This is a genomic window from Nocardiopsis alba, from assembly GCF_000710955.1.
In the GTDB taxonomy this organism is placed as follows: Bacteria; Actinomycetota; Actinomycetes; order Streptosporangiales; family Streptosporangiaceae; genus Nocardiopsis; species Nocardiopsis alba.
Window position 1 is genome coordinate 471,703 of sequence record NZ_BAZE01000003.1, and the last position, 22,650, is coordinate 494,352.

Sequence of the window (22,650 nt, forward strand, 5' to 3'; positions counted from 1 at the left end):
GCTCTTTCGCGTGCGCGGTCAGTCTCGGAGCTCGACGGCGTAGAGTCCGGCGATCTCCTCGACGGAGTCCCACACCGTGTCGGTGGGCTCTCCGTCGGCGGCCAGGGCCAGAGCGTCCAACATGACGTGCCAGCCGATCGCGAAGTCGACGGCGGGTTCGGGCACGAGCTCACGGTGCACGAGGGTGAGGCGGGTGCCGCCGGGGGCCTCCTCCAGCTGCCAGCGGACCACGGAGTCGGGCACGCCCTCCCAACTCCAGCCGTGGACCAGCAATCCGCTCCGTCCCGGTGGCACGACCTCGGTGACCGTTCCGGTGGCCGTACCCTCGTCGCCGAAGTCGAATCGGGCCTCGCCGCCCACGCGCGCGTCGATGGCGCAGCCGGGGAGCCAGCGGTCCAACCGCTCCGGTTCGGTGATCCAGGCCCACACCCGCTCCGGAGGATGGCCGAGCAACCGCTCGAAGCGGATCCCGAACGCTCCGTCGTCGCCGATGCCGAGTGTGCCGCGAAGGTCGCGCGCGTCGCTCATGTCTCTCCCTCGTCCATCGCCCTCTCCAGGGCGTCCAGGGCCCGATTCCAGCGCACTCGCTGTTCGTCGAGCCAGTCGCCCACCTCGTCCAGGGCGGGCCCGTTGATCGAATAGAGCCGTCGTCGTCCGAGGTCGCGTACGACCAGCACCCCGGCGTCCACCAGTACCGCGAGGTGCTGCGAGACCGCCGGACGACTGATGGCGAAGTGCGCCGCGATCTCCCCGGCGGAGCGTTCTCCTTCGGACAGGATCTCGACCACGCGTCGGCGGTTCGGCTCTCCGATCGCCTCCAGAACATCCACGTTTTTATGTAAGCAGTGACTTACGCTTTTGGTCAACCCCCGCCACGAAGGCCGCACCGGGGGGCCATCCGCGGGAACACGACCTAGCCTGGGGGTGTGGACGCAACCTCGAACGACGCGGGACAGAGCACCGACGACGGCATCCCCGGACTGCTGGTCCGCCTTCTCAACATCAGCCAACGCCTGGGGCGGTACGCCGCCCAGGAGACCGGCGAGCGCACCTCCCCCGCCACCTGGCGGGCGTTGAGCGTGCTCCAGGAGAAGGGACCCCTTCGACTGGGGGTCCTGGCCGAGCACTGTCGGGTGCGCCAGCCCACGATGACCACGATCGTCGAGGCGCTCATCCGCGACGGCCACGTCCTGCGACGCCCGGACCCGGACGACGGCCGGGCCCATCTCCACGAGCTGACGGGGACGGGCGAGGCCGCTCTGGAGGACTGGCGCGACCGGGCCGGGCGAGCACTGGAGCCGCTGTTCCACGACCTCACCGGGTCCGAGCGGGCCCTGTTGGCCGAGACCGTCGAGCTGTTGGACTCCCGACTGCGCGAGCGTACGGAGCGCTGACCCGGACCGTCGCCTCCCCTTGGTGCGCGGGATCACCCTCTCTCCCCCTGTCCGAACCCTCCCACGAGTCTTAACATAGGAAACCTATATAGATTTCCTATGTAAGAACGGGGACCTCCGACCGGACGGCCGATCTCCCCCTCGGACAGGAGGCAGCGATGGTGGCGGGCACGACCCGAGAGCACACGGAGGCGAAGGAGGCCGCCTCCACCTGGGTGAAGGAGGAGTCCTCGATCCTCCACCAGCCGCGGGCGGTGTGGGCCGTCGCCTTCGCCTGCGTGATCGCCTTCATGGGCATCGGACTGGTGGACCCGATCCTGCCCGCGATCTCAGCGAGCCTGGACGCCACCCAGACCGAGACCTCCCTGCTGTTCACCAGCTACCTCGTGGTCACCGGCCTCACCATGCTGTTCACCAGCTGGGTCTCCAGCCGCATCGGCGCCAAGCGCACCCTGCTCCTGGGGCTCGGACTCATCGTGGTGTTCGCCGCCCTGGCCGGGCTGTCCGCCAACGTCGAGCAGGTGATCGGCTTCCGCGCGGGCTGGGGCCTGGGCAACGCCCTGTTCATCTCCACCGCCTTGGCCACCATCGTCGGCGCCGCCTCCGGAGGCGCCTCCTCCGCGATCGTCCTCTACGAGGCCGCGCTCGGCCTGGGCATCGCCACCGGCCCCCTGCTGGGCGGGCTGCTCGGCGGCATCAGCTGGCGGGGTCCCTTCTTCAGCACCGCCGCGCTCATGGCGATCGGGTTCATCGCCGTCTCCGTCCTGCTGCGTTCAGGCGACGAACGCCCCACCCCGATGCCGATCTCCGCGCCCTTCAAGGCCCTGCGCGAACCCGGACTCCTCGTCCTGGCCTGCGCCGCGCTGTTCTACAACATCGGCTTCTTCGTCCTGCTCGCCTACACACCCTTCCCCCTGGGACTGGACGAGATGGGGCTGGGCCTGACCTTCTTCGGCTGGGGCCTGGGCCTGGCCGTCACCTCGGTCTTCCTCGCCCCGGCGCTGACCTCGCGGTGGCCGCGCACCCACATCCTGTGGACGACGCTGCTCCTGCTCGCCGTCGACCTCGTCGCCGCCGGACTGTTCATCTCCTCCACCCCGGGCCTGATCACCTGCATCGTGGTGGGCGGACTCCTGCTGGGCGTACTCAACACCGTGCTCACCGAGAGCGTCATGGAGGCCACCGACCTGCCCAGGGCGGTCGCCTCGTCCTCCTACTCGGCCGTGCGCTTCCTCGGTGGAGCGGCCGCGCCGCCCGCCGCCTCGGCGATCGCCCAGGCGCTCTCCCCCGGGGCCCCGATGTACGCGGCCGCCGTTTCGGTGACCATCGCCGCGCTGATCGTCCTCGGCGGCCGGAGGATCCTGAACCGCTCCCACTGACGGCTCGCGGGCCCCGGAAAAGGAGTACCGTTCCCGGGGCCCGCCTGGCAGGATCCGATGAATGTCCGATCCTCGCCGTGACCTCCTGCTCGACCAGTACGAACTGACCCGGGCCCTGTTCGAATACCACCTGGAGCGGCTGCTCCCCGACGATCACCTCTGGGAGCCCGCTCCCCTCTGCTGGACCGTCCACCTCGACGATCGAGGCCGCTGGGTGCCGGACTGGGCCGACGAGGAACCCGACCCCGTTCCGGTCCCGACCATCGCCTGGCTCACCTGGCACATCGGCTGGTGGTGGTCGACCACCCTCGACCACACCCTGAGGCGCCCCGTCCGCGAACGCACCGACGTCCACTGGCCCGGCGGGGAAGAGGCCGTGACCTGGATGCGCGAGCTCTGTGAGGAGTGGGCCGAGGCCCTGCGGGAGATCGACCTCGACGCACCGGCCGCCTTCCCCTGGCAGGGGGCGCCCGGTCGGACCAACGCGCACACCGCGGCCTGGGTCAACGCGGAGCTGATGAAGAACGCCGCCGAGATCGGCCAGCTCCGCATGGCGCGGGCCGCCTCCGCCTGAGACGCGTCGGGGCCGGAGCCGTCCGGTCGGCTCCGGCCCCGACCGCTCCCGCTCCGAGCGGGAGCGGAGGGTTCACCGGTTCAGGTGCGCGAGGTCGTGCTCCTCGTCCTCCGCCGCGCCGCTCTCCGAGGCGCGGTCCCCATCGGTCTCCTCCGTGGCGTCGAGACGGGTGTGGCGCAGCAGCCACAGGACCCCGAGGCCGGCCGGGACCAGGACGACCGCACCGAACACGTAACCCGTCTGGACCGCCGTGGTGAAGGACGCGAAGGCCGTGTCCAACAGCCCCGAGGCCTCCTCCGCCGGGAGCCCCGCGGCCACGCCGACGGCACCCCCCACGCTCTCCCCGGCCGCTTCGAGGTCCTGGGGCGAGAGGTCCTCGACCCCCGGGCCGGTCAGCCCGCTCCGGTAGACCAGCGTCGACAGACTGCCCAGTACGGCCAGGCTCAGCGCGTACCCGAGACCGCTTCCGACGTCGGACATGGCCGCCGCCGACCCCGCCCTGCGCACCGGGGCGCTCACCACGATGAGGTTGGCGCCGAGGGTGAACAGCGGGCCCAGGGCCAGCGCCAGCACCGAGGCGGCCACGATCAGGGGGATCACCCCGGCCCGCCCCACCATCAGACCCAGCGCGAGCGCCGACCCCGCTCCCAGGAGCAGTCCGCCGCCCATCGCGTAGGAGGGACGGATCCAGCGGACGAGCAGCGGCGCGACCATCCCACCGACGATCGAGGCGACCGCGGGGGCGATCATCAGCAGACCGGCGTGCCCGGGAGAGATCCCGAGCGTGGTCTGGAGGTACTGCACGAGCAGCATGTCGGCGGCCCCGATCCCCAGGAGCATGAGCAGCATGACGCCGAGGCTCGTCGAGAAGGCGGGGGTGGCGAACAGGCGCATGTCCATGAGCGGCTCGGGAAGGCGCAACTGTCTTCGGACGAACACCACCGCCAGGACCAGACCGACCGCCACCGAGGTCGTGTAGGGCCAGAGCGGACCGCCGCCGGAGGAGACGCTCTCGGCGATCTCCTGGAGTCCGTAGACGAGGGCGATGATCGCGGCCATGGACAGCAGGACGCTGGGGATGTCCACACCGCCCTCGATCTCCTCCTTCCGCGACGGCAGCAACGGGGCGAAGAGCAGGAGGAGCGCCGCCACCGGAACGTTCAACAGGAAGACCGCACCCCACCAGAAGTGCTCCAGGACGAGCCCGCCGAGCGGAGGGCCGAGGGCCATACCGGTGGAGAAGGAGCTCATGACGACCGCGACGGCCAGGGAGAACTGCCGCGCCTCGGCGAACATGACCCGGAGCAGGGCCATGACGCTGGGCATGATCGTCGCCGCGGCCACCCCCATGAGCGCCCGGGAGGCGATCAGCGCCTCGGGGGTCGGGGAGAAGGCCGCCGCCAGAGAGGCCAGACCGTAGAGGGCGATCCCCGTCATCAGCAGACGACGGCGCCCCACCTTGGAGCCGAGCCAGCCCATCGTGAGGGCCAGGCTCACGGCGAGGAACTCGCCCGCGTGCAGGAACCAGAGCATCTGAGTGCCGCTCGGGGAGAGGTCCGCGGTGATCGAGGGCAACGCCAGGAACAGGACCGTCATGTCGGTGGCGACCATGAGCAGCGGCAGCGTCATCACCGCCAGTGCCAGCCACTCCCGCCATGTGGCGCGTCGGGGGATCTCGGTACTCACGGGGGCCTCTTTCTCTCGGGGCGGAGCGTGAGACCGACCGTAGAACCTCGACCTCGCTTGAGTTCAAGCGGTCCCCTCCGCGCTGTGCCCCATCCCACACCCCCTCCGAGACGCTGGGAACACCCCTTCTCCGGCCGGACCAGCGGTAACGGGATCGACCCGGCCCCGACGGGGTACGAGTCCCTCCGGGAACACCCCCTCTGAACAGGGTGAACAAGCGCACAGCAGCGAGCAGGAAGAGACTTTCGTGCACTATCGTCACTTTGGTGGGGACCCGCAGGCGGGTGTCACGGGCCGGATCGACGGCCCCGGCCCGCCCGAGGACGAACACCTGGAGAGTGCACAGTGCGACACCACACCCGGGCCCGGCACGCCCGGCCGAGCCTCACGGACCCGCGGTGACCGCCGGGATCGAGGTGCGCGGCCTCACCAAACGCCATCCGGGCGCACGGCCCGACCGGCCCGCGCTCCAGGACATCGATCTGGAGATCCCCCACCGTCGCTTCGTGAGCCTCATCGGCCCCAGCGGTTGCGGCAAGTCCACGCTGCTGCGGATCCTCGCCGGTCTGGAGGGGCACGACACCGGGAGCGTCTCCCTGCTCGGTGAGAGTCCACGGCGGGCCAGTCGCCGCAAGGCCATCGGCCTGGTGTCGCAGACCCCCGCCCTGCTCCCCTGGCTCACCGTCCGCGCCAACGTCGCCCTTCCCGGCAAGGTCAACCGGCGTTCCGGCAAGGAGGTCGACCCGCCCGACGAACTGCTGCGCGCGGTCGGGCTCGAGGACGCCGCCGACCAGTACCCGCACCAGCTCTCCGGCGGCATGCTCCAGAGGGTCGCGGTCGCCCGGGCCTTCGCCCTGCGCCCGGACGTGCTCCTGATGGACGAGCCCTTCTCCGCCCTCGACGAGTTCACCCGCGAGGCGCTCCAGTACCAGCTCCTGGGCCTGTGGCAGCGCCGCGCGACCACGGTCGTGTTCGTGACGCACTCCGTGCGCGAGGCGGTCGTGCTCTCCGACGAGATCGTCGTGATGTCGGCCCGCCCCGGCCGTGTGCACGAGGTCCTCGACGTCGACCTGCCCCGGCCACGGGACAAGGACATCGTGAAGGGACCGCACATGCACGACCTGGAGGACCGGGTCCGCGCCTCGCTCCAGCGCGCATGGAAGGCCGGCGCGGCCCCCGACGACCTCGTCCCGCTGTGAGAGAGGAGGCGGGCATCGTCACCCGCACCACCGGACCGGACGAGGGCCGCGCCGTCGGCGTCACCACCTCCGGCCCGGCCGAGAACCGTCCGACGCCGGAGACGTCCCCTCCGGCCGTGTCCCGTGCCCGGCGCCGCTCGGTGTTCCACCCCTTCGTGTGGTCGCCGGCCGTCGTGGTCCTGCTCGTACTGGCCGTCGCCTGGTCGGCGGTGGCCGACGCGCACCCCTACCTGTTGCCCCGGCTCGGGGAGGTCGGGGCGGCCCTGACCGGCGACCCGACGCTCTTTCTGACCAACGCCTGGGCCACCCTGGGCATCGCCCTGGTCGGGGTGGGCGTGGGCGCCGGCTCGGCCTTCCTCCTGGCTCTGCTGATGTCGGAGATCCCGGTGGTGCGACGCGCGGTGATGCCGTTCGCGGTGGTCCTGAACGTCACACCCGTCGTCGCCATCACCCCGGCCCTGGTCGTGGCCTTCGGTTTCGGCATGACCCCGAAGGTGGTGGTCACCGCGATCATCACGTTCTTCCCCGTGCTGATCAACGTCGCCACGGGTCTGCGTTCGGTGCCCGTGCCGGTTCTGCACGTCTTCAGGACCCTGCACGCCTCGCGCTGGGAGGTGCTGCTGCGCCTGCGCATCCCCAACAGCCTCCCCTACACCCTGGCCGCGCTCCGGGTCGTGCTCCCGTTGTCCCTGGTCGGAGCGGTGGTCGCCGAGTTCGTGGCGGCGGGCTCCTCCGGCGGGTTGGGCACGATGATCCGCAACTCCGCCTCCACCGCCCGACTGGACCACGTCTACGCCGGGGTCGCCTGTCTGGCCGCGATGGGCGTGCTGTTGCTCGCCCTGGTGACCCTGGCCGAACGGCGTCTGCTGTTCTGGCACGAGTCCCGCCGTTCCACCCGCGCCTGAACCAGGCCCTCCAGCGCTCCGCACCGAAGAGAGAGATCCTCCGCATGTCCGCTCACGACCGCCGCCGGTCCCGCCTTCTCGGCCCGGCCGCCGCGCTGGCCGCCACCGCCCTCCTCGCCACGGCCTGCGGCGGCGGGGACGACGACGCCCGGGACGTCGCCGTGATCATCGACCAGGAGCGGTGCGACACCAACCGCGAGGCGGGCCCGATCACCTTCGTGACCGGCTACCACTACCAGGCCTCGGTCACCCAGCTGGAGGTCGTGGCGGCGGAGGCCATGGGGCTCTTCGACTCCCTCTGCCTGGACGTGACGATCCAGCCGGGCAACGGCGACCTGATGGGCAACGCGCAACTCGTGTCCGCCGGCACCGCCCACTTCACCGCCATGAGCAACGAGGCCGAGGTCCTCCAAGCCGACGCGCGCGACCACCGCATCGTCGGGCTGGCCACCTACGGGCACGTGCCCATCGCGACCCTCCTGACCGGAACCGACGTGAAGGACCTCACCGACCTGGAGGGCGGGACCCTGGGCCACCAGAGCCTGCTGCCCGCGCCCTTGGAGGCGATGCTGGTCGCCGCCGACGTCGACCTCGACTCGATCGAGCAGGTCGAGGCCGGCTACGACCCCGGGGTCCTGCCCCGAGGTCAGGTCCAGGCGCTCACCGGTTTCCGCTCCAACGAGCCCCACCGCCTCGACGCCATGGGCGAGGAGTACACCCAGTGGCTGCCCGAGGACTTCGGTGTCGTGGGCTCCTTCGGGGTGATGGTCGCCTCACCCGAATGGACCGAGGAGCACCCCACCGCCACCGAGGACTTCCTTCGTGCCGTCGCCCGGGCCTTCGACCACTGCTCGGAGGAGGCCGAGGAGTGCGTCGGATACGCGGCCGACCTCGACCTGGCCGGTTACGACACCGAGCACAACCTCCAGGTGTGGGACACCGAACGCGATCTTGTGGCCTCCTCGACGCCCGAGGGCGAGCCGCGCGGCTTCGTCGAACTCGAACTGACCGAGCGGGAGGGGGAGACCCTTCTGGACAACGGAGAGCTCGACGAGATCCCCGACCTGGGGCCGCTCTTCGACACCCGCTACCTGGAGGCCGTCCACGATGGCGGCGACCCGATCTGGCCCGACGAAGGCTGATCCGATGCCGTGACCTGCGGGGTTGAGGCCTTTCACGTCCGGGTAGTCCCCTCTGTGTCCGTGCGGGGCCGGCCGTGCTCCGCCCCGGCGGGTCACGGCCGGCCCCTTTCACGATCGAGGGGGCGACATGGGCGTCGAACGCGGTATCGAGGGGCTCCGACGGATCCTGGAGGGGGTGCGCTTCCCCGTGACCCGGGACACGCTGATCGACACGGCGTTGGAGGCCGGAGCCGACGAGGAGATCGTGAGCGCCCTGCGCGCGGCCCCCGCGGCCGAGTACAACGAGCCGAACGAGGTCCTGCGCGCGGTCCCGTTGCCGGACACCGAGCCGGGGGCGCACACCGAGTCGGCGCGGGCACGGGAGCGGGATCGTCGCACCTGATCCGACGGGTCCGTCGGGGTGCCCCCGGGGCGGTCGCGTGTTCGGTATGTTGGCCCCGTCATGCCCCGCCCCGGGGCGGCCCCCGTCCCCGAGTCTCGAAGGTTCCCGGTGACACCCCCCTTGGAAGCCCTACAGCCCCACGATCCCGAGCGCCTCGGCGATCGTCGCCTCCTCGGGCGCCTCGGCTCCGGTGGGCAGGGCACCGTGTACCTGGCGGTCGAACCCTCGGGACGGAGGGTCGCTGTGAAGACCCTCTCTCCGGAGGGGATGACCGATCCCGGGACGCGAAGACGATTCGAGCGGGAGGCCGAGGCCGCCGCCCGGGTGGCCTCCTTCTGTACCGCGGCGGTGATCGACGCCGACTTCACCTCCCCACCGGCCCACATCGTCAGTGAGTACGTGGAGGGCCCCACTCTGCGCCGGACGGTCCTCGACGAGGGTCCTCTGCGCGGTGGGGACCTGACCCGTCTGGCGGTGTCGGTGGCGACCGCGTTGGTGGCCGTGCACGAGGCCGGCATCGTGCACCGCGACCTCAAACCCGGCAACATCCTGATGGCCCGGGGCGGACCTCGGGTGATCGACTTCGGGATCGCGCAGATCATCGAGGGTTCGGGCACCCTCACCCAGTCCACGATCGGCACCCCGGGGTACATGTCGCCGGAACAGATCGCCGACGGCCGGGTCACGGCCGCCACGGACGTATTCGCCTGGGGTTCGGTGATGGTGTTCGCCGCGACCGGGAAGGCGCCCTTCGAGGCGGCCACGGTGCCGGGGGTCCTGCACAAGGTGCTCAAGGTGGACCCGGACCTGGGCGGGCTGGCCGAGCCGCTGCGCTCACTGGTCGCCGCGGCCCTGGCCAAGGATCCCGAGCGGCGGCCGTCCTCCCTGGACGTCCTGCACAGTCTGTTGGGGCGAGGGCCCGTGTCCACGCCCGCCCCGGTCGAGGAGCCGGCCCCCGACCTCGACACGCCCGCCCACGCCGTTCGGCCGACCGCCTCCGCCGAGTCGCCCGAGACCGCCGCGCTCCCCCCGCCCTCGGGCCCACCGGTCGTGGAGGCGGCACCCCCTATCACCGAGACCGCGCCCGCCGTGCCGGCATCGGCCGAAGCACGACCCACCGCCGTTCCTTCCGAGGGCCCCGCGCCACGGGTATCCGGTCCATCGCCCGGGGTCTCCCTCTCCCCTGATTCCCCTCCCTCCCAGGAGACGCACAAGCCCCGTAGCGACGCTTCGGGCGTACCGCTCCCCCCGGACGACGAAGGCTCGCCCCCCGAATCCGACGGTGGCGACGGGGCACCGCCGAGAGAGCGCCCCTCGGTCTCCGTACCCGCCGGACCGCGGCGTCCGGGCCGCAAGGGTCCGCTCATCGGGGGTACCGCTCTGGCCTTGGCCCTGGTCGCGGCCCCGGTGGTCCTGAGCCTGCGCGCCCTCGGGGGCGAGGACGTCTTCGCCCCCTCCCCCACCTCTCTGGAGTTCGGCTCCGAGGTCGACGGGACCTGGGCGGGGGTGAACGGCTCGGGGCAGCGCGTCGTCGTCGAGATCGCCGAGGGCGCTGCTTCGGCGACGCTCTCGGTGCCGGAGCGCGAACAACAGGGCTGTTCCGGCACCGTCTCCCTGGAGAACTACACCGACCGCGGCTACGAGTCGGGCCTGGACGGCATCGAACCCGGGGCGTGCTTCGACGACGCGCGGTGGTCCATGGCCTCGCTCAACGCTGCGGAGGTCTACTCGACCGGCGAGGGCACCGTACGGATCGACCTGTACACGCTCTCCGACATCTCCGGTTCCGAGCCGACCGAAACGCTCACCCTGCACCCGGACGAGTGACGCCACCGCCCGATCGGAACTTCACAGCGACCTTCCCGACCCGCTCACCTCGGCCTTCGCCATTGAGAAGAACCTCTCAAAGGGGACCCCCGTCTCCTTTTCGTGACAATGGTTAGGTTAGGCTCTCCTTCGTTCACACACGTGGAGGAGAAATCGCCATGAAGTCCCCCGGGCATCCCATTACCGCGCTCTCACTGACCCTGGCGTCCGCCCTCCTGCTCGCCGGCTGCTCCGCCGGCGCTCAGGACTCCGAGGACTCCGTGGCCGCCGAAGGCGAGACCATCGAGGTCGAGGACAACAACGGCGCCCAGTAGGTGGCCACGCCGCCCACCTCGGTCGTCGCCCTCGACAACCGCACCTTCGAGACCCTCTCGGACTGGGGTGTCGAGCTGTCCGCCGCCGTGTCGCTCATGCCCGACACCATCGACTACATCGAGGACGACTCGATCCTCGACGTCGGCACGCACAACGAGCCCGACCTGGAGACGATCGTCGCCGCCGAGCCGGACCTCGTCGTCAACGGCCAGCGCTTCGCCCAGTACCACGACGACATCGCCTCCCTCGTGCCCGACGCGACGATCCTGGAGCTCGACCCGCGCGAGGACGAGCCCTTCGACGCCGAGCTCAAGCGCCAGATCACCGTGCTGGGCGAGGTCTTCGACAAGCAGGACGAGGCCGAACAGGTCATCGCCGACTTCGACGCCGCCGTCGAGCGGGTCGAGGCCGCCTACGACGAGGACCAGACCGTCATGGCCGTCACCACCTCCGGTGGCGAGATCGGCTACCTGGCCCCCGGCGTCGGTCGTACCCTCGGCCCGGCGTTCGACATCTTCGACCTCACCCCGGCTCTCGAGGTCGACGGCGCCAGCGACGACCACCAGGGCGACGACATCTCCGTCGAGGCGATCGCCGACTCCGACCCCGACTGGATCCTCGTGATGGACCGCGACGCCGCCGTCGCCGCCGACGAGGACGGCTACGAGACCGCCGAGAACATCCTCTCGGCCTCCGAGGCGCTCTCCGGCGTGTCCGCGGTGAAGGACGAGCAGATCGTCTACATGCCCGTCGACACCTACACCAACGAGGGCATCCAGACCTACACCGAGTTCTTCAACGCGTTCGCCGACGCGCTGGAGGCCCGGGGTTGATCCGGTCCGACCGAAGGGAACGCGCCGGCGGTGCCACCGTCACCGCCGGCGCGTACCGATGTGAGAGGTGCCCCCGGCGATGACGACCGTGACCTCGCCCCCGTCGCGTCCACGGAACAAGGGCCGCCTGTTCGACTGGAAGCTGCTGGTCGGCATCGCGGTCGTGGGCGCGCTGCTCGTACTGTCGCTGTTCACCGGCGTGTACGACGTCTTCGGCGCCGAGGACGGCGGCGAGATGTTCGCCATCACCCGTATCCCCCGCACGATCGCGCTCGTCCTGGCCGGCGCCGCCATGGCCATGTCCGGCCTGGTCATGCAGTTGCTGACGCAGAACCGCTTCGTCGAACCGACGACCACCGGCACCACCGAGTGGGCCGGGCTCGGACTGCTCACGGTCATGATCCTGGTGCCGGGCGCGAGCATCACCACGCGCATGTTCGGCGCGGTCCTGGCCGCGTTCATCGGCACGATGGTGTTCTTCCTCTTCCTGCGCCGCGTCACCCTGCGCTCCTCGCTGATCGTCCCGATCGTGGGCATCATGCTGGGCGCGGTGGTCAGCGCGGTGTCGACCTTCATCGCGCTCCAGACCGACATGTTGCAGAACCTGGGCGTGTGGTTCGCCGGCAGCTTCACCTCGGTCCTGCGCGGCCAGTACGAACTGCTGTGGATCGTGGCCCTCGTGGCGGTCGCCGTGTTCGTCATCGCCGACCGGTTCACGGTCGCCGGCCTGGGCCAGGAGATCTCGACCAACGTCGGCCTGAACTACAACCGGATCATCCTGCTGGGCACCACGCTCATCGCGATCGCCACCGGCGTGGTCACCGTGGTCGTGGGCAATCTGCCCTTCCTCGGGCTCATCGTCCCCAACGTCGTGTCGATGCTGCGCGGCGACGACCTGCGCAGCAACCTCCCCTGGGTGTGCCTGCTGGGGATCGGGATCGTCACCGTGTGCGACCTGATCGGCCGGACCATCATCATGCCCTTCGAGGTCCCCGTCTCCCTCATCCTCGGGGTCGTCGGGGCCGCCGTCTTCGTCCTTCTCCTGTTGAGGCAGCGTCGCCGTGGCTGAGATGACCGCTTCCCGCTCTCGCGTGACCGAACCGCCCACCGCGGCGCCCCCCGCGCGAACCTCCCGAACCCTGTCCACCGGGCGTGCCCGCCGCCGCTACTGGACCATCGTCACGGTCCTCTCGATCCTCGCGGTCGGCTTCGCCTTCGGACTGCTCGCCTGGAACAACCCGATGCCCGTCGGCTCGGACGGCTTCTGGCGCATCGCCGAGATGCGCTCCACCAACCTGGTGGTCATGATCGTGGTCGCGATCTGCCAGGCCGTGGCCACGGTGAGCTTCCAGACCGTCACCAACAACCGCATCATCACCCCCTCGATCATGGGGTTCGAGGCCCTCTACATCGCGATCCAGACCGCCGCCGTGTACTTCCTCGGCGTCGCCGGGATCATCGCGATCCAGGGGGTCTCGCAGTTCCTGCTCCAGATCGCGCTCATGGTCGGCCTCTCGATGCTGCTGTACGGCTGGCTGCTGTCCGGCAGATACGGAAACCTCCAGGTCATGCTGCTGATCGGCATCGTCATCGGTGGCGGCCTGGCCTCGGTCTCCACCTTCATGCAGCGCCTGCTCACCCCGAGCGAGTTCGACGTGCTCGCCGCCCGCCTGTTCGGCAACATCGCCAACGCCGACGCCTCCTACCTGCCGATCGCCGTCCCGCTGTGTCTGGGCGCGGCCGCCGTGCTGCTGTGGAGTTCGCGACGGCTGAACATCGTCGCGCTCGGTCGTGACGCCAGTGTGGGTCTGGGGCTGAACCACCGCCGCGAGACCATGCGCGTGCTGTTCCTGGTGTCGATCCTGATGGCGGTCTCGACCGCCCTCATCGGCCCGATGACCTTCCTCGGCTTCCTCGTGGCCACCCTCGCCTACCAGTTCGCCGACACCCACGACCACCGGTACGTGTTCCCGGTGGCGGTGCTGACCTGCTTCGTCGTGCTCAGCGGCGCGTACTTCGTCATGCGGAACATCTTCTACGCGAACGGCGTGGTCTCGATCATCATCGAGCTCGTCGGCGGCCTGGTGTTCCTGTTCGTCATTCTCAGAAAGGGCCGGCTGTGATCACGCTGAAGGGTGTGCGCAAGGACTACGGCGGCGAGGTCACGATCGGCCCCGTGGACCTGGAACTCCCCAAGGGCGGTCTGACCGCGCTCGTGGGTCCCAACGGTGCCGGCAAGTCGACCCTGCTGACCATGATGGGCCGACTGCTCGGTCTCGACGAGGGCACCATCGAGATCGCCGGGTACGACGTGGTCGAGACCGCGTCCAAGGATCTGGCCAAGATCGTGTCGATCCTGCGGCAGGAGAACCACTTCGTCACCCGTCTGACCGTACGCCAGCTGGTCGCCTTCGGCCGCTTCCCCTACTCCAAGGGTCGGCTGACCGTGGCCGACGAGGAGATCGTCAGCCGGGCGATCGACTTCCTGGACCTCACCGACCTGGAGCACCGCTACCTCGACCAGCTCTCGGGCGGCCAGCGCCAACGCGCCTACGTGGCGATGGTGCTCTCCCAGGACACCGAGTACGTCCTGCTCGACGAACCGCTCAACAACCTCGACATGCGCCACTCGGTGCAGATGATGAAGCACCTGCGCCGGGCGGCCGAGGAGCTGGACCGTACGATCGTGATCGTGCTGCACGACATCAACTTCGCGGGGCACTACGCCGACCGGATCTGCGCGGTCAAGGACGGTTCCGTCGTCGAGTACGGGACCCCGGAGCGGATCATGACCGACGAGGTGCTGACCCGGGTGTTCGAGACCCCGGTGACCGTCGTGGACGGCCCCAACGGTCCCCTCGCGGTCTACTACTGAGCCCGGTGACACCGGAACCATGCGCACCCCCGAAGCGGAGGTCGACGTCACCCCCGCACTCGTCCGTTCCCTCCTACGCGACCAGCACCCCGACCTGGCCGACCTGCCGATCGAGGAGGTCGCCCACGGTTGGGACAACGTCCTGCTGAGGCTGGGCGAACGGTTGTGCGTGCGCATGCCCCGACGTGAGGCCGGGGCCCGGCTCATCGTGAACGAGCAGCGCCGGCTTCCCGAGATCGCCGCGCGGGTGGGCGTTCCCGTTCCGGTCCCGCTGCGCACGGGCTCGCCCGGTCGGGGCTACCCCTGGCCCTGGTCGGTCGCCCCGTGGTTCGAGGGGCGTACGGCGGCGGAGGTCCCGGTCGGCGAACGCGGCGTCCTCGTCGAACCCCTCGCGCTCTTCCTGGAGCGGTTGCACGTGCCCGCGCCCGAGGACGCGCCGAGGAACCCGGTGCGAGGCGTCCCCCTGCGCGATCGCCACGCACGGATCGTCGAACGTCTCACCGAGTCGTCCCACCCTCGCGCGGCCGAACTCCTCGACCTGTGGAACTCGCTGGACGACACCCCGGCCCGGAAGGGGCCCGCCCTGTGGCTGCACGGCGACCTCCACCCGGCCAACGTCCTGGTCGACGACGCGGGACTCGCGGCCGTGCTGGACTTCGGCGACCTCACCTCGGGGGACCCCGCCACCGACCTGGCGACCGCGTGGACGACCTTCGGCCCCGAGGACCACGGGCGATTGCGCGACCGGATCACCGGCGTGGACGACCACACCTGGTCCCGTGCCCGTGCCTGGGCGGTCGTCTACGCCTCGGTGCTCATCACCACCACCGACGACCACCCCCTCCTGGCCGCCATCGGCGAGCACACCGTCGTCCGTCTCCTGGACGGGTGAGGCGCCGAGCTACCCCTGGGAGATCCCGTCCCCTCGGCCGTCGGCGTGGGTGACCAGCTCCCGGACCTCCTCCGGGAACTCGTAGGGGGCCAGGTGACCCGCGCCCGGCAGGACGCACAGCTCGGTGTCGAGGAACCTGCGGGCCGGCGCGTGCAGCCGGGACGGCGGGAAGAAAGTGTCGTCCTCACCGGTGACCACGGCGACGTTGTGACCCTGCCAGGCCAGCAGTGTCTCGGTGGACAGCGGACCCGGCGCCAGGCTGGTCCGACAGTAGCGGCCCACCATCGTCATCCATTCGGCGAACGGGTGGAGGGGCCGGCGGAAGTCCGGTCCGCTCATGAGGTTCAGCAGCCTGCTGCTCTTGTCGTCGCGGGGACCGACCATCCACGGAAGGGTGACGCGCATCAGCTCGGGCGAGGTCGCCGCGTGCGTCAGCCCCGCCGGACCGACCAGGACCAGCCCCTTGACCAGTGCGGACGGGGTCCCGGCCAGAGCCACGGCCGCTCCGAGGGAATGACCGAGCACGATCGCGGGACGGTCCACCAGCGTGGGCAGCACCTCGTCGAACCAGGCGCCGTAGGCCCGACCCCGGTGTCCCTTGGGACGGACACCGCAGCTCAGCCCCGGTTGGCCGGGGAGGTCGACCAGGACGACGTCGCGTTCCTCGGTCATGTCCGAGGCCGGTGAGGCGTTGAGCGCGCTGTTGAAGTTGGTGCCGCCGAGCACCACCACCGGCGCGCCCCGACCTCCGTCGAAACGGAAGGCGCGTGTGGGGCCGAGCGAGGTGGGGATCTCGGGGAGGGAGCGCAGATCGGGGTATTCCGAGAGCCGGTCCTCGCACCAGTCTCGGATCTTTCTCTCCGCCGACTCCGAGCGGTAGACGCGCGCGCCGTGAACGGTGGTCTCCGACATGGGCACCTTGGTTTCGGGTAGGGGACAACGCCTTCGCCGACCAGTCTTCCCGGCACACCTGCACAGGACCATATGCCCTCGAAGCTCCGGTGTACCCAGGTTGAGGCCATCCGATACCGAGTCGTGGGCGAAGGGTTATTTTACCTGTTCAGGGGTTATATTGAAGGGAACGCCCACGCGTCGACGAGGGATTCTCGCCCAAGAGAAACCGTCCGGAACTGGACATACTCCCTCGTATCGACGAACATGGGCGCGGCGTCACTCGCCGCTCAAGGTGTGCCGGGAAGACTGGTCGGCGTCCTGACCGACCCATGTCACCGGAGTGACCAACGCATGACGCCCGACCTCTCCGCGCCCGACCGCGCCCTGCGGCGAAGCCGCTTCTCAGAGCCGTCCGTCCTCCCGGACCAACACGGCCTTCCCCTCGGCACCAACGGATACGTGACGTCCTGGGGCACCAACGCCCACGGCGAGCTCAGTGCCTGCCCGCCGGGGCCCGTCTGACGTCCAGACCCCCCCGAGAACCACCTTCCGCTCCGTCACACCGCGTCCGTCGGCCGGGCCCTCATCGGCTCCCCCGGCCCGCCTCGTGGTGCTCAGCCGTGAAAGGACAGTGGCGTGGTGCTGCTGCTTCTCCTCATCGTGCTCGCCGTGACCGTCGCGAGCACCCCTTTACTGAACAGGTATCTGGGGCGTGACTCCGGATGGCCCATAGCCGCCGTGTTCCTCGCCCTGACCGTGCTGGTCGCCCTACAGGCGCCCCAGGTCCTCGGCGCGGGCACCCCGCTGGAGTTCTCCCGCCCCTGGATCCCACAGATCGGGGTCGAGCTCAGCCTGCGGATGGACGGCATCGGCTGGCTGTTCACCATGCTCGTGACCGGTATCGGCACGCTGATCATGGCGTACTCCACCCGGTACTTCCCCTCGGGCCCCAGACTCGGCTTCTACTTCCTGATGTCCCTCTTCGCGTTCGCGATGACGGGACTGGTGCTGGCCGACGACATCGTGCTGCTCTTCGTGTTCTGGGAGCTCACCACGATCGCGTCGTTCTACCTGATCGGGCTGTCCGGCCCCTCCGCGAGCCGACCGGCGATCCGCACCTTCCTGCTCACCGCCATGGGCGGGCTGGCCCTGCTGGGCGCGGTCGTCCTCCTGGTCGTGCGCACCGGCACCACCAGCCTGAGCGAGATCCTCGCCGACACCTCGTGGACCGGTGACACCGCCTTCGTCTCGGTGGTGGCCCTGCTGGTGATCGTGGCGGTCTTCACCAAGTCCGCCCAGTTCCCCTTCCACTACTGGCTTCCGGACGCCATGGCGGCCAGCACCCCCGTCAGCGCCTACCTGCACGCGGCCGCGATGGTCAAGGCCGGTATCTACCTGGCGATGCGGTTCACCCCGGCCTTCGGCGACGTCCTGCTCTGGAACGTCGTGCTCATCACCGCGGGTCTGATCACCGCCCTGATGGGCGCGATCTTCGCCCTCCAACAGACCGACCTCAAACGGCTGGCGGCCTTCTCCACCGTGAGCCAGCTCGGTCTGCTGGTGGCGGTCATCGGTGTGGGTACTCCGGCCGCCCTCGTGGCCGCCGCCGTGCACACCGTGGCACACGCGCTCTTCAAGTCGGCCCTGTTCATGGTCGTCGGTCTGGTGGACATCCGGACCGGCACCCGTGACCTGCGCAGGCTCGGCGGTCTGCGGCACCGTATGCCGATCACCGCGACCGTGGCGACGCTGTCGGCCCTGTCGATGGCGGGCATCCCGCCGCTGCTCGGCTTCATCAGCAAGGAGAACCTGTTCGAGTCGTTCCTGCACGCCCCCGGGCCGGGCTGGTTCGGCCCGCTCGCCGGTGTCGTCGCGGTCGGCGCCTCGGTGTTCACCTTCGCCTACTCCTTCCGCTTCGTGTACCGGACCTTCTTCGGTGTCTCCCGTAGCGAGGAGGGGAGCAGGGAGGCCGCCGCCACGGAGGCCGGTTCCGGTTTCTGGCTCCCGGCCGTCACCGCGTCCTTCGGCGGTCTGCTGCTCGGCCTGACCGTCCCGGCGCTGGACCCGATGGTCGACGAGGTGGCGTTCAACGCCACCCACCAGGCGGCCGACGCCCACCTGCTGCTGTGGCACGGTTTCAACGCCGCGCTGTTCATGTCGATGGCCGCCATCGGCATCGGTGCCCTGGTCTCCTGGCGCCTCCGCGTCGGCGACACCGTGGCGGGCCGGGACCTCGTCCCCTTCTCCGGGGTGAACGTCTTCGAGGCGATCCACGGCGGGATCATCCGTCTGGGCCGCCGCACCGGCGACCTCACCCGCAGCGACTCGCCCGCCTTCCACCTGGGTGTCCCCACCGTGCTGATCGTCGCCCTGGCCGCGGTCGTGGCGGTGTTCGGCCTGGACCTGCCGTCGCCCGCCGGACAGACCACCGTGGGCCTGGACTGGGTCCTCGTGGGCCTGATGGCCGTCGCCGTCCTGGCCGCGACCATCACCCGCTCCCGGATGGCGGGTCTGACCCTGGTCGGCGTCGCCGGCTTCACCGTGGCGCTGTGGCTGTTCTTCCTCGGCGCCTTCGACGTGGCCCTCACCCAGTTCCTCGTGGAGATCCTGACGGTGGTCGTCGCCGTCCTGGTCCTGCGTCGACTGCCCCGCCGGTTCCACCCGGTCAAGGCCGGCCGCAAGGCCCTGACCGCGGTCATCGCCATCGCGGCCGGGCTGAGCGCCGGTGTGGCGGCCTACGCGATGACCGGACGTCGAGAACTGTCCGCCGTCGCGGAGTACATGCTGGATCACGCCCCGGCCGACACCGGCGGCACCAACGTCGTCAACACCATCCTGGTCGACTACCGTGCGCTGGACACCTTCGGCGAACTGGTCGTCCTGGGCGTGGCCGGGCTCATCATCATCGCGGTGCTGCGCTCCAGCGACCTGCTGCCGGTGCACGCCTCCCGCCAGGTCGTGGTGAGCACCGACAACGCCGCCTACCCGGCCGCCGACAACACCGTCCTGATGCGGACGGTCGGCCGCTACCTGATGCCGCTGCTGGTCGTGTGGTCGCTGTACCTGCTGTTCCGTGGACACAACGAGCCCGGTGGCGGTTTCATCGCCGGTCTCGTGGGGGGTTCGGCCTTCGCGCTCCTCTACCTCGCGGCGCCCAGCGACGCCAGGGCCCGTATCCGACTCGCCTACCCGGCGATCATCGGTGCCGGTGTCGTGGTCGCGGCCTTCTCCGGGTTCCTCGGTTTCGTGGACGGTTCCTTCCTCAAGCCGCTGCACGCGGAGATCCCGCTGGCCTGGGGCGACTACTTCCACTTCACGACCGCCTTCGTGTTCGACGTCGGCGTCTACCTGGCGGTCATCGGTGTGCTGCTCACCGCGCTCAACGAACTCGGTCTCGAACGCGGCACCCCACCGGGCCGCTCCGGGACCACGACGGCGCCGTCGAAGGACGAAGGCGACGACGAGGAGTCCGCTCCCGCGGTCGAGAGCGACGCCACCGTCCTGAACGGCTCCACCTCCGGAGGTAAGCGATGACCCTCGCCATCACCATCGGGATCATGGTCGCGGGGGGCGTCTACCTGATGCTCCAGCGCGGCATGGTCCGCATCGTCCTCGGCCTCCTCCTGGTGGGGCACGCGGTGAACCTGCTGATCATGTCGGCGGGCGGCGTGTTCCGCCGGGACCAGCCCCTGGTCGGGTCCGGGACGACCCCGTTCATGGCCGACCCGTTGCCCCAGGCCTTCGTGTTGACCGCGATCGTGATCGCCTTCTCCATCGCGATCTACATGCTCACCCTCGCCGCCTCCGGTAGCGACGACGACACCGAGGACGCCTCATGAATTCCGCGTTGCTCCCTCTCTTCGTCGCGGTCCCCCTGGCTTCGGCGGGGCTGCTGACCTTCCTACCGGGGCCGCTGTGGTTGCGCAGGACCCTGTTCCTCGCCCCCAGCGCGTCCGTCATGCTCGCGGCCTCGTGGCTGATCTGGCTGACCCGTGACGGCGCCGTCTACGCCCACAACGTGGGGCTGTGGCCGAACGGGATCGCGATCCCGTTCGTCGCGGACGTCTTCAGCGCGCTGATGCTGTGGACCACCTCGCTGTTGGCCCTGGTCTGTTCGATGTTCGCGGTGGCCACCGGGGACGACAGGAAGACGTTCTTCGCGCCACTGGTGCTGGTGCTCACCGCCGGTGTCTCCGGCGCCCTGCTCACCGGCGACATCTTCAACATGTTCGTGTTCATCGAGGTCATGCTGTTGCCCTCGTACGGACTGTTGGCGATGCTCGGCGCGTTGGGCCGCCTGCGCGCGGGCCGCATCTACGTCACCGTCAACCTGCTCACCTCGACGATCTTCCTGGCCGGCGTGGCCCTGGTCTACGCCGCCGCCGGCACCGTCCACCTGGGCGAGCTCGCCGGAGCCGCCAAGGAGTCGCCCATGGTCGCGGTCGGCATGGGCGTGGTCATCCTCGCCCTGTCGATCAAGGCCGCGGTCGTCCCGGTGCACGGCTGGCTGGCCCGCACCTACCCCTTCGCCTCCCCGGCCATCACCGCCCTGTTCTCCGGGCTGCACACCAAGGTCGCGATCTACGCGATCTACCGCCTGTACGCCCTGGTCTTCGACGGCGACTCCACGTTCCTGTGGATCGGCGTCGTCGCCTTCACCCTCACCATGCTCATCGGTGTGCTGGGGGCCGTCGGCGAGAACACCACCCGCTCCATCCTGGTGTTCCACATGATCAGCCAGATCGGCTACATCCTGCTGGGCGTGGCCCTGTTCACCGAGATCGGCCTCATGGCCGGTGTGTTCTACCTGATCCACCACATGATCGTGAAGGCGTCCCTGTTCCTGTCGACGGGGGCGATCGAGCACACCCACGGCACCGGGGCCCTGGATCGATTGGGCGGGATCGCCAAACGCGAACCCCTCCTGGCACTGGTGTTCATGGGTGCCGCCTTCTCCCTGGCCGGGCTGCCGCCCTTCTCCGGCTTCGTCGCCAAGCTGACGTTGGTCATCGCCGCCGTGGACGACGCCCAATGGACCGTGGCGGTCGTGATGATCGGGGTCAGCCTCATCACCCTGATGTCGATGCTGAAGATCTGGGGCGGTGTCTTCTGGGGCAAGGATCCCCAGGAGGAGAACGGTGACGGGACCCCCGTCGCCGTCGGCTCGAACGGCTCCACGGTCACCGAGACGATCGCCCGACCGAAGATCAAGACCTCCCTGATCATCCCGGGCCTGATCCTGACCGCGACCACCCTGTGCATCGGCCTCGGCGCCCAGGTCCTGCTGGACCTGAGCGCGCAGGCCGCGGCCGGACTGATGGACACCTCCGGATACGTCGAGGCGGTGCTGGGACGATGACCTACCTGACATGGGCGCTACGGCTGCTCTGGTTCCCCTTCTACGCCGGAGGGGAGATCGTGAAGACCACCTTCCAGGTCATGTGGGACATCGTGACCCCGGGCAGTTCGGCCACCCCGGCCTTCGTCGAGGTACCGATCCGCGCGACCGGCGATCTGGAGGTCACGATGCTGGCCAACCTCATCTCCCTGACCCCCGGGACGGTGACGGTGGCCGTACGACGCGACCCCTCCACCCTGTGGGTGCACGGCCTCTACGTGGAGGACCGGGAGTCCTTCCAGAAGGAGATCCACGCCATGGAGGACCGCATCCTGGCGGTCACCCGCCCCAAGGGCGCCCCCGAGGGCGCGAAGAGCAAGGGGGGACGTAGCTGATGGAGATCATCGACATCGGTATCGGCGCGATCGTGCTGGCCATGGCCGTCGCCACCTACCGCATCCTGATCGGCCCCTCGGCCGCCGACCGGGGAGCCGCCTCCGACGTGGTCTTCTTCGGGTTCGTCGGTCTGGTCGCCATGATGGGCTTTCGGCTCGACACCGAACTGGTCGTGGACATCGTGGTGGTGTGCTCGTTGATCGGGTTCCTCGCCGCCCTCTCCCTCGCCCGCCTGATCACCGGAGGGAAGCGATGAGCGTACTGAACACCATCGGGATCGTCTGCATGATCGCCGGGGCCCTCGTGTTCCTGATCGGCGCGATCGGCCTGCTCCGACTGCCCGACTTCTACGCGCGACTGAGCGGGGTCACCGTCGCCGGCGCTCTGGGCACCGCGCTCCTGCTGCTCGGGCTGCTGCTGCACTACCCGTCGGTGGAGAACACGATCAAGATCGGCCTGGCCCTGCTGATCCAGTTGGCCACGGCGGCGGTGGGCGGCAACGCCATCGCCCGCGCGGGCTACCTGACCAAGGTGAAGCCGACCGAGATCACGAAGTTCGACGATCTGGCCGAGTCCTCCGCCGGAACCCCGGCCGAGGGCGACGGCAAGGCCTGAGACG

At 69.8% G+C, this 22,650-nt stretch carries 25 protein-coding genes; 21 read left to right on the forward strand and 4 right to left on the reverse strand.

Annotation, left to right across the window (positions count from 1 at the left end; all coding sequences use genetic code 11):
• Nucleotides 1-18 precede the first annotated feature (18 nt).
• The gene (locus TR33_RS07900) at nt 19-528 is read right to left on the reverse strand and encodes an SRPBCC family protein (RefSeq protein ID WP_042282421.1); all 510 of its coding nucleotides are present in this window, start codon (nt 526-528) and stop codon (nt 19-21) included.
• Nucleotides 525-830: an ArsR/SmtB family transcription factor gene (locus tag TR33_RS07905; protein ID WP_042282423.1), complete on the reverse strand. Its 306-nt coding sequence runs from the start codon at nt 828-830 to the stop codon at nt 525-527. Before TR33_RS07905 ends, TR33_RS07900 begins: the two co-directional genes overlap by 4 nt.
• Nucleotides 831-926: 96 nt before the next feature.
• Between TR33_RS07905 and TR33_RS07910 the strand changes: the two genes are divergently transcribed.
• From TR33_RS07910 to TR33_RS07920, 3 genes are all read left to right on the forward strand, one after another.
• The gene (locus TR33_RS07910; protein WP_042282424.1) at nt 927-1,394 is read left to right on the forward strand and encodes a MarR family winged helix-turn-helix transcriptional regulator; all 468 of its coding nucleotides are present in this window, start codon (nt 927-929) and stop codon (nt 1,392-1,394) included.
• A gap of 158 nt (nt 1,395-1,552) precedes the next feature.
• Nucleotides 1,553-2,773, forward strand: a complete 1,221-nt coding sequence (locus tag TR33_RS07915) for an MFS transporter (RefSeq protein ID WP_042282426.1) — start codon at nt 1,553-1,555, stop codon at nt 2,771-2,773.
• 61 nt (nt 2,774-2,834) lie between these two features.
• Complete coding sequence (locus TR33_RS07920) at nt 2,835-3,347, forward strand: DinB family protein (RefSeq protein ID WP_042282428.1); 513 nt, start codon at nt 2,835-2,837, stop codon at nt 3,345-3,347.
• Between the two features lie 72 nt (nt 3,348-3,419).
• Here the strand turns inward: TR33_RS07920 and TR33_RS07925 are convergent, their stop codons facing one another.
• Nucleotides 3,420-5,033, reverse strand: coding sequence for an MFS transporter (locus tag TR33_RS07925; protein ID WP_017534479.1), 1,614 nt, complete (start codon nt 5,031-5,033; stop codon nt 3,420-3,422).
• Between the two features lie 398 nt (nt 5,034-5,431).
• Here TR33_RS07925 and TR33_RS07930 point away from each other — a divergent pair, with 398 nt between their 5' ends.
• The 11 genes from TR33_RS07930 to TR33_RS07975 all read left to right on the forward strand — a co-directional run bounded on the left by TR33_RS07930 (nt 5,432) and on the right by TR33_RS07975 (nt 15,403).
• Nucleotides 5,432-6,232, forward strand: a complete 801-nt coding sequence (locus TR33_RS07930) for an ABC transporter ATP-binding protein (protein WP_017534478.1) — start codon at nt 5,432-5,434, stop codon at nt 6,230-6,232.
• Nucleotides 6,229-7,137: an ABC transporter permease gene (locus TR33_RS07935; protein ID WP_042282430.1), complete on the forward strand. Its 909-nt coding sequence runs from the start codon at nt 6,229-6,231 to the stop codon at nt 7,135-7,137. The genes TR33_RS07930 and TR33_RS07935 overlap by 4 nt, the downstream gene beginning before the upstream one ends.
• 44 nt (nt 7,138-7,181) lie before the next feature.
• Nucleotides 7,182-8,279, forward strand: a complete 1,098-nt coding sequence (locus TR33_RS07940; RefSeq protein WP_017534476.1) for an ABC transporter substrate-binding protein — start codon at nt 7,182-7,184, stop codon at nt 8,277-8,279.
• A 127-nt stretch (nt 8,280-8,406) separates the two neighbouring features.
• Nucleotides 8,407-8,661, forward strand: coding sequence for a DUF2795 domain-containing protein (locus TR33_RS07945; RefSeq protein WP_014910634.1), 255 nt, complete (start codon nt 8,407-8,409; stop codon nt 8,659-8,661).
• A 60-nt stretch (nt 8,662-8,721) separates the two neighbouring features.
• On the forward strand, nt 8,722-10,488 hold the full coding sequence (locus TR33_RS07950; protein ID WP_234305777.1) for a serine/threonine protein kinase: 1,767 nt from the start codon (nt 8,722-8,724) through the stop codon (nt 10,486-10,488).
• A gap of 158 nt (nt 10,489-10,646) precedes the next feature.
• Nucleotides 10,647-10,802 carry a hypothetical protein gene (locus TR33_RS27210; RefSeq protein WP_017534474.1) on the forward strand — a complete coding sequence of 52 codons (156 nt, stop codon included), beginning with the start codon at nt 10,647-10,649 and terminating at the stop codon, nt 10,800-10,802.
• Nucleotides 10,803-11,636: a siderophore ABC transporter substrate-binding protein gene (locus TR33_RS07955; RefSeq protein WP_234305778.1), complete on the forward strand. Its 834-nt coding sequence runs from the start codon at nt 10,803-10,805 to the stop codon at nt 11,634-11,636.
• A gap of 79 nt (nt 11,637-11,715) precedes the next feature.
• Nucleotides 11,716-12,705, forward strand: coding sequence for an ABC transporter permease (locus tag TR33_RS07960; protein ID WP_042282432.1), 990 nt, complete (start codon nt 11,716-11,718; stop codon nt 12,703-12,705).
• Between the two features lie 22 nt (nt 12,706-12,727).
• A complete protein-coding gene (locus TR33_RS07965) occupies nt 12,728-13,759 on the forward strand; it encodes an iron chelate uptake ABC transporter family permease subunit (RefSeq protein ID WP_042282433.1) in 1,032 nt (343 codons plus the stop codon).
• Nucleotides 13,756-14,511, forward strand: coding sequence for an iron ABC transporter ATP-binding protein (locus tag TR33_RS07970; protein ID WP_042282435.1), 756 nt, complete (start codon nt 13,756-13,758; stop codon nt 14,509-14,511). Before TR33_RS07965 ends, TR33_RS07970 begins: the two co-directional genes overlap by 4 nt.
• 19 nt (nt 14,512-14,530) lie before the next feature.
• Complete coding sequence (locus TR33_RS07975; protein ID WP_042282436.1) at nt 14,531-15,403, forward strand: aminoglycoside phosphotransferase family protein; 873 nt, start codon at nt 14,531-14,533, stop codon at nt 15,401-15,403.
• A gap of 9 nt (nt 15,404-15,412) precedes the next feature.
• Here the strand turns inward: TR33_RS07975 and TR33_RS07980 are convergent, their stop codons facing one another.
• Nucleotides 15,413-16,315 (reverse strand): alpha/beta fold hydrolase, encoded by a 903-nt coding sequence (locus tag TR33_RS07980; RefSeq protein WP_042282437.1) that lies wholly within the window; start codon nt 16,313-16,315, stop codon nt 15,413-15,415.
• A 333-nt stretch (nt 16,316-16,648) separates the two neighbouring features.
• Here TR33_RS07980 and TR33_RS26865 point away from each other — a divergent pair, with 333 nt between their 5' ends.
• The 7 genes from TR33_RS26865 (at nt 16,649) to mnhG (ending at nt 22,646) form a co-directional block, all read left to right on the forward strand.
• Nucleotides 16,649-16,819 carry a hypothetical protein gene (locus tag TR33_RS26865; RefSeq protein ID WP_199806114.1) on the forward strand — a complete coding sequence of 57 codons (171 nt, stop codon included), beginning with the start codon at nt 16,649-16,651 and terminating at the stop codon, nt 16,817-16,819.
• A 114-nt stretch (nt 16,820-16,933) separates the two neighbouring features.
• A complete protein-coding gene (locus TR33_RS07985; RefSeq protein ID WP_042282438.1) occupies nt 16,934-19,831 on the forward strand; it encodes a DUF4040 family protein in 2,898 nt (965 codons plus the stop codon).
• The gene (locus TR33_RS07990; protein ID WP_014912702.1) at nt 19,828-20,136 is read left to right on the forward strand and encodes a sodium:proton antiporter; all 309 of its coding nucleotides are present in this window, start codon (nt 19,828-19,830) and stop codon (nt 20,134-20,136) included. Before TR33_RS07985 ends, TR33_RS07990 begins: the two co-directional genes overlap by 4 nt.
• On the forward strand, nt 20,133-21,656 hold the full coding sequence (locus TR33_RS07995; protein ID WP_042282440.1) for a monovalent cation/H+ antiporter subunit D family protein: 1,524 nt from the start codon (nt 20,133-20,135) through the stop codon (nt 21,654-21,656). Before TR33_RS07990 ends, TR33_RS07995 begins: the two co-directional genes overlap by 4 nt.
• Nucleotides 21,653-22,030, forward strand: coding sequence for a Na+/H+ antiporter subunit E (locus tag TR33_RS08000; protein ID WP_014909985.1), 378 nt, complete (start codon nt 21,653-21,655; stop codon nt 22,028-22,030). Before TR33_RS07995 ends, TR33_RS08000 begins: the two co-directional genes overlap by 4 nt.
• Nucleotides 22,030-22,287, forward strand: coding sequence for an MrpF/PhaF family protein (locus TR33_RS08005; protein WP_042282442.1), 258 nt, complete (start codon nt 22,030-22,032; stop codon nt 22,285-22,287). The genes TR33_RS08000 and TR33_RS08005 overlap by 1 nt, the downstream gene beginning before the upstream one ends.
• Nucleotides 22,284-22,646, forward strand: a complete 363-nt coding sequence (gene mnhG, locus TR33_RS08010) for a monovalent cation/H(+) antiporter subunit G (RefSeq protein WP_042282444.1) — start codon at nt 22,284-22,286, stop codon at nt 22,644-22,646. The genes TR33_RS08005 and mnhG overlap by 4 nt, the downstream gene beginning before the upstream one ends.
• Nucleotides 22,647-22,650: the final 4 nt, after the last annotated feature.

Coding starts and splice junctions, on each gene's coding strand:
- TR33_RS07900 (WP_042282421.1), bottom strand. CDS start 528: ATGAGCGACGCGCGCGACCTTCGCGGCACACTCGGCATCGGCGACGAC.
- TR33_RS07915 (WP_042282426.1), top strand. CDS start 1,553: ATGGTGGCGGGCACGACCCGAGAGCACACGGAGGCGAAGGAGGCCGCC.
- TR33_RS07920 (WP_042282428.1), top strand. CDS start 2,835: ATGTCCGATCCTCGCCGTGACCTCCTGCTCGACCAGTACGAACTGACC.
- TR33_RS07940 (WP_017534476.1), top strand. CDS start 7,182: ATGTCCGCTCACGACCGCCGCCGGTCCCGCCTTCTCGGCCCGGCCGCC.
- TR33_RS07945 (WP_014910634.1), top strand. CDS start 8,407: ATGGGCGTCGAACGCGGTATCGAGGGGCTCCGACGGATCCTGGAGGGG.
- TR33_RS07950 (WP_234305777.1), top strand. CDS start 8,722: ATGCCCCGCCCCGGGGCGGCCCCCGTCCCCGAGTCTCGAAGGTTCCCG.
- TR33_RS27210 (WP_017534474.1), top strand. CDS start 10,647: ATGAAGTCCCCCGGGCATCCCATTACCGCGCTCTCACTGACCCTGGCG.
- TR33_RS07960 (WP_042282432.1), top strand. CDS start 11,716: ATGACGACCGTGACCTCGCCCCCGTCGCGTCCACGGAACAAGGGCCGC.
- TR33_RS07975 (WP_042282436.1), top strand. CDS start 14,531: ATGCGCACCCCCGAAGCGGAGGTCGACGTCACCCCCGCACTCGTCCGT.
- TR33_RS07980 (WP_042282437.1), bottom strand. CDS start 16,315: ATGTCGGAGACCACCGTTCACGGCGCGCGCGTCTACCGCTCGGAGTCG.
- TR33_RS26865 (WP_199806114.1), top strand. CDS start 16,649: ATGACGCCCGACCTCTCCGCGCCCGACCGCGCCCTGCGGCGAAGCCGC.
- TR33_RS07990 (WP_014912702.1), top strand. CDS start 19,828: ATGACCCTCGCCATCACCATCGGGATCATGGTCGCGGGGGGCGTCTAC.
- TR33_RS07995 (WP_042282440.1), top strand. CDS start 20,133: ATGAATTCCGCGTTGCTCCCTCTCTTCGTCGCGGTCCCCCTGGCTTCG.
- TR33_RS08000 (WP_014909985.1), top strand. CDS start 21,653: ATGACCTACCTGACATGGGCGCTACGGCTGCTCTGGTTCCCCTTCTAC.
- TR33_RS08005 (WP_042282442.1), top strand. CDS start 22,030: ATGGAGATCATCGACATCGGTATCGGCGCGATCGTGCTGGCCATGGCC.
- mnhG (WP_042282444.1), top strand. CDS start 22,284: ATGAGCGTACTGAACACCATCGGGATCGTCTGCATGATCGCCGGGGCC.